We start from the raw sequence: 15,036 nt of genomic DNA, 5'->3' as shown, positions 1-15,036 counted from the left end.
GCGCTCTTGGTACGGCTTGGAATGAGCCTGCTTCAGCCTTGAGTGGCTTCACCACCATGAAATCCCACCCGCATCGGGGCGACAAACGACCATTTCTTGCCATAATGAGCAAATAAAATTCATCCATGAGGTGGTGCCATGAGCGCGCGTAAACTGCCCTCGCTCTCTGCGCTGCGTGCCTTCGAAGCGGCGGCGCGCCATCTCAGTGCCAAGCGTGCCGCCGCGGAGCTGTCGGTGACGCCCACCGCCATCAGCCACCAGATTCGCCAACTGGAGTCGCAGCTAGGCGTTGCGCTATTCATTCGTCAGCCGCGGCAGCTACAGCTCACCGTACAGGGGCGAGAACTGCTTGCCGCTGCCAGCGAGGCCTTCGATACTCTGGCGGCCACGGTGGCGCGCCTGCGTCTGCAACCTGCGCCTCTCAGTGTCACCCTCTCGACCATTCCGGCGGTGGCCGCGCGCTGGCTGCTGCCACGGGTGAGCGAGCTGCGCCAGGCCCATCCGGATCTCAATCTCAACCTGCAGATTTCCCACCACCTGGTGCCGCTGGATGGTGTCGCGGCGGATATGGCGATCCGCTACGGCGCCGGTAGCTGGCCAGGGCTCGAGGCCGAGAAGCTGTTCGACAATACCTTCGTGCCCGCCTGCAGCCCGAGCCTGGGCGTGCGCGGCCATGCGGATTTGCACCGCGCCACGCTGATTCACTACGAGCCGCCCAATCACAAGGGCGCGCTGCTCAGCTGGGGTGCTTGGCAGACGCTGGCGCGCGTCCCCGAACTGGAGATCGGTCAGGGGTTGGTGTTCTCGGATGAAACCCACACCATCGCTGCCGCCCTGGGGGGCCAGGGCATTGCGCTGATGAGTCGCACGCTGATCGCCGAGGAGCTGGCCGATGGGCGCCTGGTAGCGCCGTTCGGCCCCGAACTGCCAGGCGAGCCGTTCCATCTGGTATATCCGCCGGCACGGCGTGACGAGCCCGCTATTCGTGCTGTGCGCGAGTGGGTGATGGGGCTGGCCGAGGGTGACCAAAGAGGTCGTGATGAAAAGGCGTGAGAAGAGACTGTCAGAAGAGATTGCGGGAAAAGGCGCGGCGCTGGCGCCTTGGACAAGAACGCGGCGGCCCTGAGCCGCCGCGTTTGGTTCAGTCGTCTTCGTCGCGAGGGGATTGGAAGGCGCGCTTGTCATCGGGCAGGCGCACCATGTCGCCCAGGTTGAGGTCGCCGTGGCTGTCGTGGCGTTCGCCGTCGTCGCCGATCAGGGCGGCGACCTTGCCAATGCTGACGCCATCCTTGTAGGCCTCGACCTGGATGCGCACGGTGGCACCGTGGTAGCGCGCGGTGAGGATCATTCCGGGCTGTGGCTCGACCCGGTGCTGTTCGTCCTTGGCGTAGTGGGCGTCGACACTGGCACCGCCCGGGGCGTCCCACTCGACATGCTTGTGCATGCGTTTCTCCTTGTCCAAGAGGTTCATGTGCTCCTAGCGTAGCGCGCTTTGCCCGCGTCTGCCGCGTGGTGACCTCGCCGAAAGACGCACGCCACGGGTGAGCGCAACGCTTGTCTTTTGCCCGCGCCGGCAGCACAGTTGAAAGGTCTTTCGTAACCCAACAATGAGTGACAACAACGATGAAAAAGACAGTCATGGCACTGGCGGTCGCGGCGGCCTCGGTGTGCAGCATCGCGGCGCAGGCGGACGTCAAGGTAGGCTTTCTCGGCGGTTTCACCGGCGGTATCGAGAGCCTGACGCCGCCGATCTTCGATGGTGCCAAGTTGGCGGTGGCCGAGGTCAACGAGCAGGGCGGGCTGCTGGATGGCGAGAAGATGGTGATGCCGTCCGGCGATACCACTTGCTCGGATGCGGCCGCGGCCTCCAACGCCGCCGACCGCCTGGTCAACAGCGAGAAGGTGACCGCAATCGTCGGCGCGCTGTGCACCGGGGCGACCATCGCGGCGGCCAACAACGCGGCGATTCCGGGTGGGGTGGTGATGGTCTCGCCGGCCTCCACCGCGCCGGCGGTGACCGATCTCGCCGACAACGATCTGGTCTTCCGTACCGTGCCTTCCGATGCCTTCCAGGGGGAACAGCTCGCCAAGCTGCTGCTCTCCAAGGGGATCGACAATGTCGCCGTGACTTACGTCAACAATGACTATGGCCAGGGCCTCGACGGCGCCTTCACCAAGACCTTCGAAGCCGAGGGCGGTACCGTTGCCGCCAACCTGGCGCATGAAGACAACCGGGCTGACTACCGCTCCGAGATCGGGCAGCTCGCGGCCAGCGGTGCGCCGACCCTGGTGGTGCTCGCCTACGCCGACACCTCGGGCCAGACGATCCTGCGTCAGGCCTACGAAAGCGGTGCCTTTACCCAGTTCGCGGGTGGCGATGGCATGGTCGGCAACTCGCTGGTGGATGCGGTGGGCGCCGATGTGCTCGAGGGCATGATTGCCACGCGCCCCGGGTCGCCGCAGTCGCCGGGCACCGAGACCTTCACCAAGCTGGCAGAAAAGGCCGGCATCGACCCCACCGCGGTGTTTGCTGCTCAGTCCTACGACGCCGCCTTCCTGCTCGCCATGGCGATCGAGAAGAACGGCAGCGCGGATCGCGAAGGGCTCTCCAAGGCGCTGCGCGAGGTCGCTGGCGCGCCGGGCGAGAAGATCCTGCCGGGTGAGTGGGCGAAGGCCAAGAAGCTGATCGACGCCGGTAAAGACGTCGACTACGAAGGGGCCGCCGGTGACGCCGAGTTCGACAAGAACGGCGACGTGCCGGGCGTGGTAGTCGAGATGGCGGTGGAGGATGGCAAGTTTGTCACCAAGGGGCCGGTTGGTGAATAAATAGCGTCACCAAAGGGCCGGTTGGTGAATAAGCCGGTTGGTGAATAAATAGCGTTATCAAGGAGCCGGTTAGCGAGTCATCGCGCCGGCGCTTCCCGGAATAGAAAAACCCGGGGCAGGAAAAACCCCGAGTCGGCGGCTGCCGGCTCGGGGTTTTTGGTTTTTCACGTGAGCCCAGGGGACCGTCAGAATGAGCACTCGTCGCGATGAGCGCCCATTGGGGTGGGCGCCCGTCGCCGTGAACGTCAATCGTGCTGGGCGACCCGTTCCGGGATCATCCCGCGCGGGGCAAAGCGCAGCACCATCAGGATCAGCAGCCCGATCACGAAGACCCGCGCTTGCAGTGCGCGGCTATCGAGATTGCCCGGCTGCCAGCCGAACCAGTCGCCGCCCAGAGCGGTCACCAGATGCATCAGCGCCAGCGCCAGCGGGCCGGACATGATCCAGATCACATAGACCAGTACTGCGCCGAACAGGGTGCCCAGGTTGTTGCCCGGCCCACCCAGAATCACCATCACCAGTACCAGGAAGGTGTGGTTGAGCGGCAGATAGCCCTGGGGGTCGAAGATCCCGGTGAAGCTGGTCAGCACCGCGCCGCCCAGACCCATCAGGATACAGCCGAAGACGAAGATCTCCTGGCGCCGGCGGTTGATCGACTTGCCCATCGCCGCGGCGGAGACTTCGTTGTCGCGGATAGCACGGATCATCCGCCCCCAGGGCGCGTGGTAGGCGCGGTGGAGCAGGAAGAAGATCACCGCGATCAGCACCGCGGTCACGCAGAAGTAGAGCGCGCGGGCAGTGACGAAGCCGACCTCGCCGGGGTCGGGCACCGGCCACGGCAGCGGGGAGATGGTGGCGGTGCCGCGGGTCAGCCAGTCCGAGTTCTTGAGAAACGCCTTGATGATCTCGGCGATGCCCAGGGTGGCGATGACCAGATAGTCGCTGCGCAGCCCCAGGCAGATATGCCCGATGACATAGCCGATCCCCCCGGCGAGCACGCCGCCGACGATCCAGCCGAGCCATACCGGTAGCCCCAGGCCGCCGATGAACTCCACCTGGGACTCGATATCGCCAGTGACGTTGCGCAACCAGCTGATCACCACCAGATAAGCGATGAGCGCGACGACCACGGTGAGCAGGGTGCGCAGCCAGCGCGGCACGCCGAGCCGGTCGATGCGGCTGACGGCGAAGACCAGCGCGACCGCGGCGACGATCGCCAGCAGCACCCAGCCCAACCGGCCCGGCAGGTCGCTGGCCCAGAAGGCGTGATTGACCGGAATGCTGAAGAAGGTGGCGGAGAAGCCGCCAAGGGCGACGAAGCCCATGATGCCGGCGTTGAACTGACCGGCGTAGCCCCATTGGATGGTCAGGCCGAGGGCCAGGATGGCGTAGCAGGCGGCCTCGACCATCATGCGCGTGGCGTAGGCCGACCCCATGCTGGCGAAGACGGCGAGCACCACCAGCGCCAGGCCGCCGAACAGCAGGATCTCGCGGCGGGGGAAAGGGCGCTGGGACGGCGTCTGTTGGGTGGACGGATTCATTAGATCACCTTCCCTTTGAACAGGCCGGTCGGGCGCCAGATCAGCACCGCGATCAGAATGAAGAAGGGCACCACGATCTTGTACTCGGTGCCCACCAGCGCCAGGTTGTTGGGTAGCTCGATCCAGCTCGGCAGGCTATCGCGCAGCGGGCGCAGCAGCACCGACCAGTTGAATACCGCCAGGGTCTCGGCGAAGCCGACCAGGAAGCCGCCGACGATGGCGCCGTAGGGGTGGCCGACGCCGCCGACGATCGCCGCGGCGAAGATCGGCAGCAGCAGGAAGAAGCTCAGGTCCGGCTTGAACGCCACATCCAGCGACAGCAGCGTCCCCGCCAGGGTTGCCAGCGAGCCGGCGATCACCCAGGTCAGGGTGATGATCAGTTTGGTATTGATGCCCGAGGCGCGGGCCAGGTCGGGGTTGTCCGACATCGCCCGCATTGCCTTGCCCAGGCGCGCCCGGGTCAGGAACAGATGCAGCCCGATCACCGCCACCAGGGTGACCACGAACAGGATCACCTGCGGCTCGGTGATGATGATCGGGCGCGTCACGCCGGGCAGCTCGATGCGGAAGATCGCCTTGCGCGCCTCGACGTAGAGGCTCTCCGCGCCGGTGCCGGAGAACAGCCGGATCAGCCCCTGGAGCATCAGCGTGACCCCCAGCGAGGCGATCACCATCACGATCGGCTTGACCCCGTGGGCACGCAGCGGTTGATAGAACACGCGGTCGATGCCCACCGCCACCAGCGAGGTGAAGATCATCGCCAGCGGCAGCATCACGATCGCGGTGGGCAGCCCCAGAGCGTCGCCGGCGTGGGGAAAGGCCAGCGTCAGCAGCAGCACCACGAAGGCGCCCAGGGTCATCATGTCGGCGTGGGCGAAGTGGGCGAAACGCAGGATGCTGTAGATCAGCGTCACCCCGATCGCGCCCATGGCGTAGATGCAGCCGGTCACGCTCCCGGCCACCACCACGTAGTTGAAGAAGTAGATCAGCTCATTCACGGCGAAATCTCTTGTCCTGTCGGCATGGCAGCGGCGCTCTCAACCGCCGAGGAAACTCTTGGCCACCTGCGGGTCGGCGAGCAGCGCCTCGCCGCTGTCGGTGAAGCGGTTCTGTCCGGCGGCGAGCACGAAGCCGCGGTGGGCGATACGCAGCGCCTGCTTGGCGTTCTGCTCCACCATCAGCACCCCGACCCCGGTGGCGCTGATGCGCTTCACCTGCTCGAAGATCTCGTTCATGTAGCGCGGCGAGAGACCGGCGGTGGGCTCGTCGAGCAGCAGCACGCTGGGTTCGTTCATCAGCGCCCGGCCCATCGCCACCATCTGGCGCTGGCCGCCGGAGAGTTCGCCCGCGGGCTGGTGGCGCTTGTCGTAGAGCGGCGGGAAGATGTCGTAGATCTGGCGCTTGAGCCGCGACACCGTGGCCGGCTTGAGAAAGGCGCCCATCTCCAGGTTCTCCGCCACCGAGAGGCTGGGGAAGATGTTCTTCTCCTGGGGCACGAAGCCCATCCCGCGCTCCACCAGCTTGTGTGGTGGCAGGTTGGTGATCGGGTCGCCGCGCAGGCGAATCTCGCCGCCGGTGATGGTGAGCAGGCCGAACACGGCCTTGAGCATGGTCGACTTGCCGGCGCCGTTGGGGCCGACGATGACCCCGATCTCGTCGGCTTCGATCGCCATGTCGACGCCGTTGAGAATGTTCATGCCGCCGTAGCCGCCATGAACGTCGATCGCTTCGAGTAGTGGCATGGTGAGCTCGTTTGTTATTGAAGCGGTTGGCGCGCCGGGCTGCCCGGCACGCCGGCCATGAGGCGTCAGGCCGTGGTGGCCCCGAAGTAGGCCTCGATGACCGTCGGGTCGTTCTGGATCTGTGCGATCGGGCCCTCCATCATCACCTGGCCCTGGGCGAGCACGATCACCGGATCGCACAGCCGCGCGATCATGTCCATGTCGTGCTCGATCACCAGGAAGGTGTAGCCGAGTTCCCGATTGAGCCGTTCGATGTTGCCCATGAGATCGCCTAGCAGGGTGCGGTTGACCCCAGCGGCGATCTCGTCGAGCAGCACCACGCGGGCATCGGTCATCATGGTGCGACCCAGTTCGAGCAGCTTCTTCTGCCCGCCGGAGAGATTGCCGGCCAGCTCGTTGCGCACGTGGGCGAGGCCGACGAAGTCGAGCACCTCGAGCGCACGGCGGCGGGTCTCGGCCTCCTGGCGGCGTACCTCGCCCGGCTTGAACCAGGTGCTGAAGAGGTTCTCGCCCTCCTGGCCCGGCGGCACCATCATCAGGTTCTCCAGCGCGCTCAGATGGCTGAACTCGTGGGCGATCTGGAAGGTGCGCAACAGCCCTTTGTGGAAGCGATGGTTGGCAGTGAGATGGGTGATCGGCTCGCCGTCGAGCAGGACCTCGCCACTATCGGGCATGAGGCTGCCGGCGATGATGTTGAACAGCGTCGACTTGCCGGCGCCGTTGGGGCCGATCATGCCGGTGATCGAACCGCGGGCGACCTGGATGGAGCAGTCGTCGATGACGGTAAGACCGCCGAACGACTTCTTGATGTTGCGGACATCGATGATCGGAGTCATCGGCGTCTCCCCTGCAGCGTTGTTGATATTGTGCTGTTGCTGGCGTACTGGATGTGCTTGGTCTTGGTCTTGGGCTTGGGCTAGTGCTTCTGGCTCGAATGCCTGTCTCGAGAACCTGTCTCAAGAACCTGGCCCGAGTGTCCATCTAGAGCGCTTGTCTAGAGAACCTGTCTAGAGGACTTGTCTAGATAGCCTGGCTAGCGTGCTGCTGTCCTGTTTCCTGTCGCTTTGAGGTTAGGTGTTGGGTCGGCACTTGCCGCTTTTTTGATCGTTCAAACGCAAAAAGGCGGCAACCCGCCCGATCATCGCCGCCGCGGGTGGGCAGGTCCAGGCCTGCCGGCGCGGTGGCGATGGGTGCGAGTGCCGCCCATCTTAATCCGATTTCGGAGCGGGTATCAGCCCTTCCTCAATTCTTCTTGGCGCGCTTGCGCTCGTTCTCGGTCAGATACTTCTTGCGCAGACGGATGTGGTTGGGAGTGACTTCCACCAGTTCGTCGTCGTCCAGGAACTCGATCGCCTGCTCCAGCGAGAAGCGTACCGGCGGGGTCAGGACGATGTTCTCGTCGTTGCCGGAGGCGCGCATGTTGTCGAGTTTCTTGGCCTTGGTCGGGTTGACCACCATGTCTTCGGCGCGGTTGTTGATGCCGATCAGCATGCCTTCGTAGACCTCGGTGCCGTGCTCGACGATCAGCTTGCCGCGCTCCTGCAGGGCGTAGAGCGCATAGGCCAGCGCCTTGCCGGACACCATCGACACCAGCACGCCGTTGCGGCGCTTGATCATGGCGTCGGGCTTGAGCGGGCCGTAGTGATCGAAGCGGCTGGTCAGGATGCCGGTGCCGGAGGTCAGGGTCAGGAACTGGCCACGGAAGCCGATCAGCCCGCGCGCGGGGATGATGAAGTCCAGGCGCACACGGCCCTTGCCATCCGGGTTCATGTTGGAGAGCTCGCCCTTGCGGTAGCCGAGTTCTTCCATCACCGAGCCCTGGTGCTGCTCTTCGCAGTCGATGATCACCTCTTCGTACGGCTCCTGCTTGACGCCGTCGATCTCGCGGATGATCACCTCGGGGCGGCCCACAGCCATCTCGAAGCCTTCACGCCGCATGGTCTCGATCAGGACCGAGAGGTGCAGCTCGCCGCGGCCGGAGACCTTGAACTTCTCCGGGCTGTCGCCCTGCTCGACGCGCAGCGCCACGTTGTGGATCAGTTCCTGGTCCAGACGCTCCTTGATGTTACGGCTGGTGACGAACTTGCCGTCCTTGCCGGCGAACGGCGAGTCGTTGACCTGGAAGGTCATGGAGACGGTCGGCTCGTCGACGGTCAACGCCGGCAGCGCCTCGACCGCGGCGGTGTCGCACAGGGTGTCGGAGATCGCCAGATCCTCGATCCCGGTGACGCAGACGATGTCACCGGCGGTGGCCTGCTGGGTCTGCACCCGCTCCAGACCCATGTGGGTCATCACCTGGCCGATCTTGCCACGGCGGGTGTTGCCCTCCTTGGTGATCACGGTGATCTGCTGGTTGGGCTGGACGCTGCCGCGCTTGATGCGGCCCAGACCGATGACGCCGACGTAGCTGTTGTAGTCGAGCGCAGAGATCTGCATCTGGAAGGGGCCGTCGAGTTCGACCTTGGGCGGCTCGACGATATCGACGATCGACTGGAACATCGGCGTCATGTCGTCGGCCAGCTGGTCCGGTTCCATGCCGGCGATGCCGTTGAGTGCCGAGCAGTAGATGATCGGGAAGTCGAGCTGGTCATCGCTGGCGCCGAGGTTGTCGAACAGGTCGAAGATCTGGTCGATGACCCAGTCCGGGCGTGCGCCGGGGCGGTCGATCTTGTTGACCACGACGATCGGCTTGAGGCCTTGGGCGAATGCCTTCTGGGTCACGAAGCGGGTCTGCGGCATGGGGCCGTCGACGGCATCGACCAGCAGCAGGACCGAGTCGACCATCGACATCACGCGCTCGACCTCGCCACCGAAGTCGGCGTGTCCCGGGGTGTCGACGATGTTGATGTGGTAGTCGCGGCCGTTGCCGTCGTTCCACTGGATCGCGGTGTTCTTAGCCAGGATAGTGATGCCGCGTTCCTTTTCCTGGTCGTTGGAGTCCATGATCCGCTCCTGGCCTTCCGCTTTGCGGTCCAGGGTGCCGGATTGGCTCAGCAGCTTGTCGACGAGCGTGGTCTTGCCATGGTCGACGTGCGCGATGATGGCAATGTTGCGGATGCTCTCGATGCGAGCGTCAGTGTCACTCATGGGGCGGTATCCATATAAATGTGTGCGCCCACGTTGGCTGTCGATCGCCTGTTGGCACGGGATCGACGAATGACCCTGGGCACGGGTAGGAAGGTCGGCCGCGCATTGTACAGGCAAGGGCGCGAGACTGGCTACTTTCGTCGTGTAGACCGTGGCGTAGAGATCGCAAGTCGCTGGTCTTGATGGCAGTTTCCCGCGTGTGCGATGACATTTCGATGGCGATCGCCGCCGATGCCATCACGCGACGGGATTCCCTTTGGCCGCTGCCGGTCCTAGACTGGCCGCTCCATAGTCAACGAGGGACCTGGCTTGTCCACGTCTAACGACGACGGTTGTCGTCGCTCCACCGCGCTTTTTCTCTCCGCGCCGGCGTGTTTTCCGGCGCACTTTCGACCCCGCCCGTGTGCTCGCCCCCGGCGACCCAGCCGGCCCCCTGGCGCGGCGCGTGTCGCGGCGCCGACGTGCTTCACCGCCGCGGGTGAACGGCGATGATGCACTGGTTCGAATTCTCCTGGATGCTCGAGCCCGCCGCCTGGGCGGGGCTGCTGACCCTGGTGATCATCGAGATCGTACTGGGGATCGACAATCTGGTGTTCATCGCCATTCTCGCCGACAAGCTGCCGCCGGCGCAGCGCGACCGTGCGCGCGTCTTGGGGCTGTCGCTGGCACTGGTCATGCGCCTGGTGCTGCTGGCGGCGATCTCCTGGCTGATGGGGCTGACGCGGCCACTGTTCCGGCTCTTCGAGCACGGCTTCAGTGGGCGTGATCTGATCCTGATCGGCGGCGGGCTGTTCCTGATCTACAAGGCTACCAGCGAGCTGCACGACCATCTCAATGCCGCCACCGCCCACCAGGGGCGCAACCGCGGCCACTATGCCGCCTTCTCGGTGGTGGTGGCGCAGATCGTGGCGCTCGATGCGGTGTTCTCGATCGACTCGGTGATCACCGCCGTCGGCATGGTCGACCATCTGATGGTGATGATGATCGCGGTGATCATCGCGGTGGGGCTGATGCTGCTGGCGAGCAAGCCGCTGACGCGCTTCGTCGGCGAGCACCCCACGGTGATCCTGCTATGTCTCGGCTTTCTGCTGATGATCGGCTTCAGCCTGGTCGCCGAGGGCATGGGGCTGCACATTCCCAAGGGCTATCTATATGGTGCCATCGGCTTCTCGATCCTGATCGAGCTGATGCACGAGTGGCGCCGACGCAACGAGGATCGCGCCGGTGCCCGCCTGGGCGCGCGCCGGGCGCGGACCGCGGATGCGGTGATGCGCCTGATCAGCGGGGGCGACATGAGCCTGGAGCAGCGTGCCGGCGAGGCGCCGCGCGAGGAAGGCGATGACGCCGATGCGGCGGTCTTTGGTGCCGACGAGCGACGCATGGTGCGCGGCGTGCTGTCGATGGCGGACAAGCCGATCAGCGCGGTGATGACTCTGCGCCGGGATCTCGACTGCGTCGATCTGGACGAACCGCTCAGCGTGCAGCAGACACAGCTGCGCGAGAGCACCCACGCCACCCTGGTGGCGATTCGGGGCGGCGAGCGCGATGCCCCGCTCGGCGTGGTGCACAAGAAGCGCCTGATCGACACGCTACTGACCCAGTCGCCGCTGGCGCTGGAGACGCTGGTCGAACAGCCGCTGGTGCTGCTCGAGAACACCAGCCTGGTCGAGGCGCTGCGCCAGTTCCAGCGCAGCGGCGCGCTGATCGCCTTCGTGGTCGACGAGTTCGGCACTCTGGAGGGCGTGGTCACGCTGTTCGATATCCTCATGGACATCGCCGAGGAGGACCCCCAGGCCCAGGGCGCCCAGGCCAAGATCCGCCAGGTCTCGGCGGATTGCTACGAGATCGACGCCAGCGAGGATGTGGTCGACGTCAACCAGCAGCTACCCGAGCCGCTGCCGCTGGGGCGCAACTACACTAGTCTCGGCGGGCTGGTGGTCGACCGCCTCGAGACCCTGCCCTATATCGGCGCGCGGGTGGCGATCGAGCGCTGGCAGGTCGAAGTGCGTGATGTCGAGCGCCACCGCATCCGCCGGGTGAGGCTGTGTCTGGACCCGCCCGAGTGAGTGCCGGGCACGCGGTGGCGCCCGCCACCGCGTGCCTGCTGGTGTGGATCGCGCAGGACTCCCGGCGCCTGGCCGCGCTCCATCAGGCGCGCGAACTGGCGCTGCCGGATGCCTGGCTGGCCGCCGGCTTCGTGCGCAACTGCGTGTGGGACCGGCTGCACGGCTACGCGACCGCCACCCCGCTCAACGATATCGATCTGATCTATCACGACCCCAACGACACCCGCGAGGCCCGCGACCGAGCGCTGAGCGAGCGGCTACGCGCAGCCAGCGGGCAGCCGTGGTCGGTCAAGAACCAGGCACGCATGCATCGGCGCCACGGCCACGCGCCCTATGTCTCGGCGAGCGATGCGATGCGCTACTGGGTCGAGCGTGAGACCGCGCTGGGGGTGCGTCTGGAGGCGTCCGGGGCACTGCGTCTGAGCGCTCCGTTGGGTCTCGACTCGCTGCTGGCGGGGCGCTTGTCACACAACCCGCGCCACGGCGATGTCACGGTGTTCCATCGGCGTGTCGCCGAGAAACGCTGGCGAGAGCAGTGGCCTCGACTGAAGGTCATGCCGGCCTGAGCCGAGCGCACTCCTTTTCATCACAGCGCCCGGGTTCATCACAGCGTTCGGGGCCAGACAGCCTCCGGATAAGAAGAAAGCCCCTAGGGTTTGTACGAAAAGTCATCGAGCGAAGGCAAGACAAGGCAAAAATCGGCGAAAACGCGGAGTTTACGGGGTGTAAATGAGCATTTTGAGCCGATTTTTAACGCCGTATTGCCGAGCGCAGGTAGTTTTCGTACAAAGCCTAGTGCGGCAGATGCCCCAGCAGCCAGTCAAACAGCTTGCCGGTGCTGCTGGCCAGCGGTTGGCCGATGACGAAGCGTGGCAGCCGCCGGGTGTCGCTGCCGGGTTCCAGCCAGCCGGGCGTGCGCGTCAGCCAGCGGGCATCGGCATCGAGCCGGGTGAAGCGGTCGAGGGTGGCAATATCGCCGGGGTCGGTGCAGGCACGGGTGCTCAACGGCTCGCGACACAGCCGCGACAGCCGCTGACGCCCGGTCTGCAGGGCGCGCCGGGCATCGGCGCTGGCGCCGAGGGCGGCGACGTCGGTCAACTGGCCGAAGCGCAACAGTCCTGCCTGATCGAGCCGGCGCACGCTGAAGGCATCGAGTGCCGGCTCCATCTGGTCTTTGCCTGCCAGCTCTTCCCGCCACAGCGTCTGGGCGATCTCCTTGAGGCGCGGCGCCTGTGCCGCCGGCTGCGCCTGCAGATAGTCCGCGATCGCCTGGCTCTTGCGCTCGTCCTGCCCGCCGCGAGGCGCGCCCGGCAGGTCGAGTTCGGCGAGCCGGGTCGCGACGCGGCCGCCGTCGCTCTCGTCGTGCCACAGCGCTTCGGCGATCAGTGTGCGATCCGGCATCCAGGGTTGGCGAACGGTGGGGTCGGGCAGAAAGACACTGGCGGGGAAGGCCAGCCGTTCCAGCAGCGGATGCAGCCGCGTGGCGACATCCCGCCAGCCGCCGTCGATGGTCAGCGCTATGCGCGGCAACTGGTCGTGATGCAACTGCAGGGCACTCTCGAGACTGACGATCTGGGCGCTCTCGGTGAGGGTAGCAACGAGATGCGCCAGGCTCTCCGGCCCCAGGCAGGTATCACGTCGATGCGGTAGCCGTGCTTCGTCTTCGCTGTCGAGCACGCGGTTGAGCGCCAGAATCGCGCTGCGCCCCCATAGCGGCTCACTCAGGCTGCGCCGCCAATGGCCGCGCAAGCGTTGTACCACGTCCTGTGGGCGATCCAGCCTGGGCATGTGTAGCCTTCCGTGATCAGGTGGCGACGGGGGCGCCCGGCGCCCTCAATGCAGTATCTCTGCCCGGCGCGCCGTGGAAAAGGGCCTGGCGCAAACTTGCATGAGCGAGTCGTGCGTCAAATTGGTGCAGGCTGGCTTTTTGGTTGGCGCTTTTGGTGCATTCATCTGCGTATGACGCACCAGTATGAACCCTCGGCGCGTCTTCGGCGATTTTAGTGCATCGGAGTGACAGCAAAAAAACTCCACATTACAGGGTCTTATTATTGTGGCAGGTGCATGTGCCTCATTTTGGCACATTACTTGCTCTTGTTTCGTAACACGCTTTATCGATCCGCGGGCAGTGATTGCGCGCATGGGCAAGTGCCCGGGTCACATGCTAAAAAGCGGTGTTGGACATTCGCCAACGAATCGAGCCATGGCTCACAGTGGAGGAAAACATGTCTGAGAAAACCCTCGCCCTTATCGAAGAACACGACGTCAAGTGGGTCGATCTGCGCTTTACCGATACCAAGGGCAAGGAGCAGCACGTCACCATTCCGGCCAGCGCCGTCAACGCTGAGTTCTTCGAAGATGGTCAGATGTTCGACGGTTCTTCCATCGAAGGCTGGAAGGGCATCAACGAATCGGACATGATCCTGCGTCCGGAAGACGGTACCGGCTTCCTCGACCCGTTCACCGAAGACGCCACGCTGATCCTGCGCTGTGACATCATCGAGCCGGCCACCATGCAGGGCTACGAGCGTGATCCGCGCTCCATCGCCAAGCGCGCCGAAGCCTATCTGAACAGCACCGGCCTGGGCGATACCGCCTTCTTCGGCCCGGAGCCCGAGTTCTTCATCTTCGACGAGGTCCACTTCAAGTCCGACATCGAAGGTTCGATGTACAAGATCACCTCGGAAGAGGGTGCCTGGGCCACCGATCGTCAGATCGAAGGCGGCAACCTGGCGCACCGTCCGCGGGTCAAGGGTGGCTACTTCCCGGTACCGCCGGTCGACAGCTTCCACGACATCCGCAGCGCCATGTGCAACACACTGCAGGCGATCGGCCAGTCGGTCGAAGTGCACCACCACGAGGTCGCCAACGCCGGCCAGAACGAGATCGGCGTCAAGTTCAACACCCTGGTGAAGAAGGCCGACGAAGTTCAGGAACTGAAGTACGTGGTCCACAACGTGGCGCACGCCTACGGCAAGACCGCGACCTTCATGCCCAAGCCGCTGGTCGGTGACAACGGTTCCGGGATGCACGTCCACCAGTCGTTCTGGAAAGACGGTCAGAACCAGTTCGCGGGTGACGAGTACGCCGGCCTGTCCGAGATGGCGCTGTACTACATCGGCGGCATCATCAAGCACGCACGTGCCCTGAACGCCTTCACCAACGCTTCGACCAACTCCTACAAGCGTCTGGTGCCGGGCTTCGAAGCGCCGGTCATGCTCGCCTACAGCGCGCGTAACCGTTCTGCCTCGATCCGTATTCCGTACACCTCCAACCCGAAGGCCAAGCGTGTCGAGACGCGCTTCCCTGACCCGACCGCCAACCCGTACCTGGCGTTCTCGGCGATGCTGATGGCCGGTATCGACGGCATCAAGAACAAGATCCATCCTGGCGATGCGATGGACAAGAACCTCTACGACCTGCCGCCGGAAGAGGGCAAGAAGGTTCCGACCGTCGCCAACAGCCTGGATCAGGCGCTGGAAGCACTGGACAAGGATCGCGCCTTCCTGACCGAAGGTGGCGTCTTCACCGACTCCATGATCGATGCCTACATCGAGCTGAAGGGCGAAGATGTCGAGCGTCTGCGCATGACCACGCATCCGGTCGAGTTCGAGCTCTACTACAGCCTGTAATCGACGGCGTTCGCGCACGACGACAAGCCCCACTTCGGTGGGGCTTTTTCGTCTGCGGCCGATAGAGAGCGGAAACGCAGCGCCGAAACGACAAGCGGGGGTGATACCGATGCGCAGCGATACCCAATGTGAGGCCCGGTGC

General features: G+C 64.8%; 12 protein-coding genes. 5 read left to right on the top strand and 7 right to left on the bottom strand.

Going from position 1 to position 15,036, the window contains the following annotated elements; all coding sequences use genetic code 11:
* The first annotated feature begins 138 nt into the window (after window positions 1-138).
* Window positions 139-1,053 (top strand): LysR substrate-binding domain-containing protein, encoded by a 915-nt coding sequence (locus QO259_RS15875; protein WP_285950686.1) that lies wholly within the window; start codon window positions 139-141, stop codon window positions 1,051-1,053.
* A gap of 88 nt (window positions 1,054-1,141) precedes the next feature.
* Here the strand turns inward: QO259_RS15875 and QO259_RS15870 are convergent, their stop codons facing one another.
* Window positions 1,142-1,444 carry a hypothetical protein gene (locus tag QO259_RS15870; RefSeq protein WP_035474774.1) on the bottom strand — a complete coding sequence of 101 codons (303 nt, stop codon included), beginning with the start codon at window positions 1,442-1,444 and terminating at the stop codon, window positions 1,142-1,144.
* A 179-nt stretch (window positions 1,445-1,623) separates the two neighbouring features.
* On the opposite strand from QO259_RS15870, the gene QO259_RS15865 reads away from it, so the two are divergent.
* A complete protein-coding gene (locus QO259_RS15865) occupies window positions 1,624-2,826 on the top strand; it encodes an ABC transporter substrate-binding protein (RefSeq protein ID WP_285950685.1) in 1,203 nt (400 codons plus the stop codon).
* A gap of 245 nt (window positions 2,827-3,071) precedes the next feature.
* On the opposite strand, the gene QO259_RS15860 is transcribed toward QO259_RS15865, so the two are convergent.
* From QO259_RS15860 to typA, 5 genes are all read right to left on the bottom strand, one after another.
* A complete protein-coding gene (locus tag QO259_RS15860) occupies window positions 3,072-4,367 on the bottom strand; it encodes a branched-chain amino acid ABC transporter permease (protein WP_207033598.1) in 1,296 nt (431 codons plus the stop codon).
* Window positions 4,367-5,365, bottom strand: coding sequence for a branched-chain amino acid ABC transporter permease (locus tag QO259_RS15855; RefSeq protein WP_285950684.1), 999 nt, complete (start codon window positions 5,363-5,365; stop codon window positions 4,367-4,369). Before QO259_RS15855 ends, QO259_RS15860 begins: the two co-directional genes overlap by 1 nt.
* A gap of 39 nt (window positions 5,366-5,404) precedes the next feature.
* Window positions 5,405-6,109, bottom strand: a complete 705-nt coding sequence (locus tag QO259_RS15850) for an ABC transporter ATP-binding protein (protein WP_285950683.1) — start codon at window positions 6,107-6,109, stop codon at window positions 5,405-5,407.
* Between the two features lie 65 nt (window positions 6,110-6,174).
* On the bottom strand, window positions 6,175-6,945 hold the full coding sequence (locus QO259_RS15845; RefSeq protein ID WP_035474779.1) for an ABC transporter ATP-binding protein: 771 nt from the start codon (window positions 6,943-6,945) through the stop codon (window positions 6,175-6,177).
* A 406-nt stretch (window positions 6,946-7,351) separates the two neighbouring features.
* A complete protein-coding gene (typA, locus tag QO259_RS15840) occupies window positions 7,352-9,196 on the bottom strand; it encodes a translational GTPase TypA (protein WP_285950682.1) in 1,845 nt (614 codons plus the stop codon).
* A 488-nt stretch (window positions 9,197-9,684) separates the two neighbouring features.
* On the opposite strand from typA, the gene QO259_RS15835 reads away from it, so the two are divergent.
* Together QO259_RS15835 and QO259_RS15830 are read left to right on the top strand one after the other, a co-directional pair.
* Window positions 9,685-11,262: a TerC family protein gene (locus tag QO259_RS15835; protein WP_285950681.1), complete on the top strand. Its 1,578-nt coding sequence runs from the start codon at window positions 9,685-9,687 to the stop codon at window positions 11,260-11,262.
* A complete protein-coding gene (locus QO259_RS15830; protein ID WP_285950680.1) occupies window positions 11,259-11,828 on the top strand; it encodes a nucleotidyltransferase family protein in 570 nt (189 codons plus the stop codon). The genes QO259_RS15835 and QO259_RS15830 overlap by 4 nt, the downstream gene beginning before the upstream one ends.
* Window positions 11,829-12,054: 226 nt before the next feature.
* On the opposite strand, the gene QO259_RS15825 is transcribed toward QO259_RS15830, so the two are convergent.
* Window positions 12,055-13,050, bottom strand: a complete 996-nt coding sequence (locus QO259_RS15825; protein WP_285950679.1) for a polysaccharide deacetylase family protein — start codon at window positions 13,048-13,050, stop codon at window positions 12,055-12,057.
* A gap of 437 nt (window positions 13,051-13,487) precedes the next feature.
* Here QO259_RS15825 and glnA point away from each other — a divergent pair, with 437 nt between their 5' ends.
* A complete protein-coding gene (gene glnA / locus QO259_RS15820; protein WP_233076632.1) occupies window positions 13,488-14,894 on the top strand; it encodes a glutamate--ammonia ligase in 1,407 nt (468 codons plus the stop codon).
* Window positions 14,895-15,036 lie beyond the last annotated feature (142 nt).

Origin of the sequence: Salinicola sp. JS01, from assembly GCF_030284585.1 — a bacterium.
Taxonomy (GTDB): domain Bacteria; phylum Pseudomonadota; class Gammaproteobacteria; order Pseudomonadales; family Halomonadaceae; genus Salinicola.
Note: the sequence above shows the minus strand (reverse complement) of the source record. Positions and strands in the feature narration are given on the sequence as shown.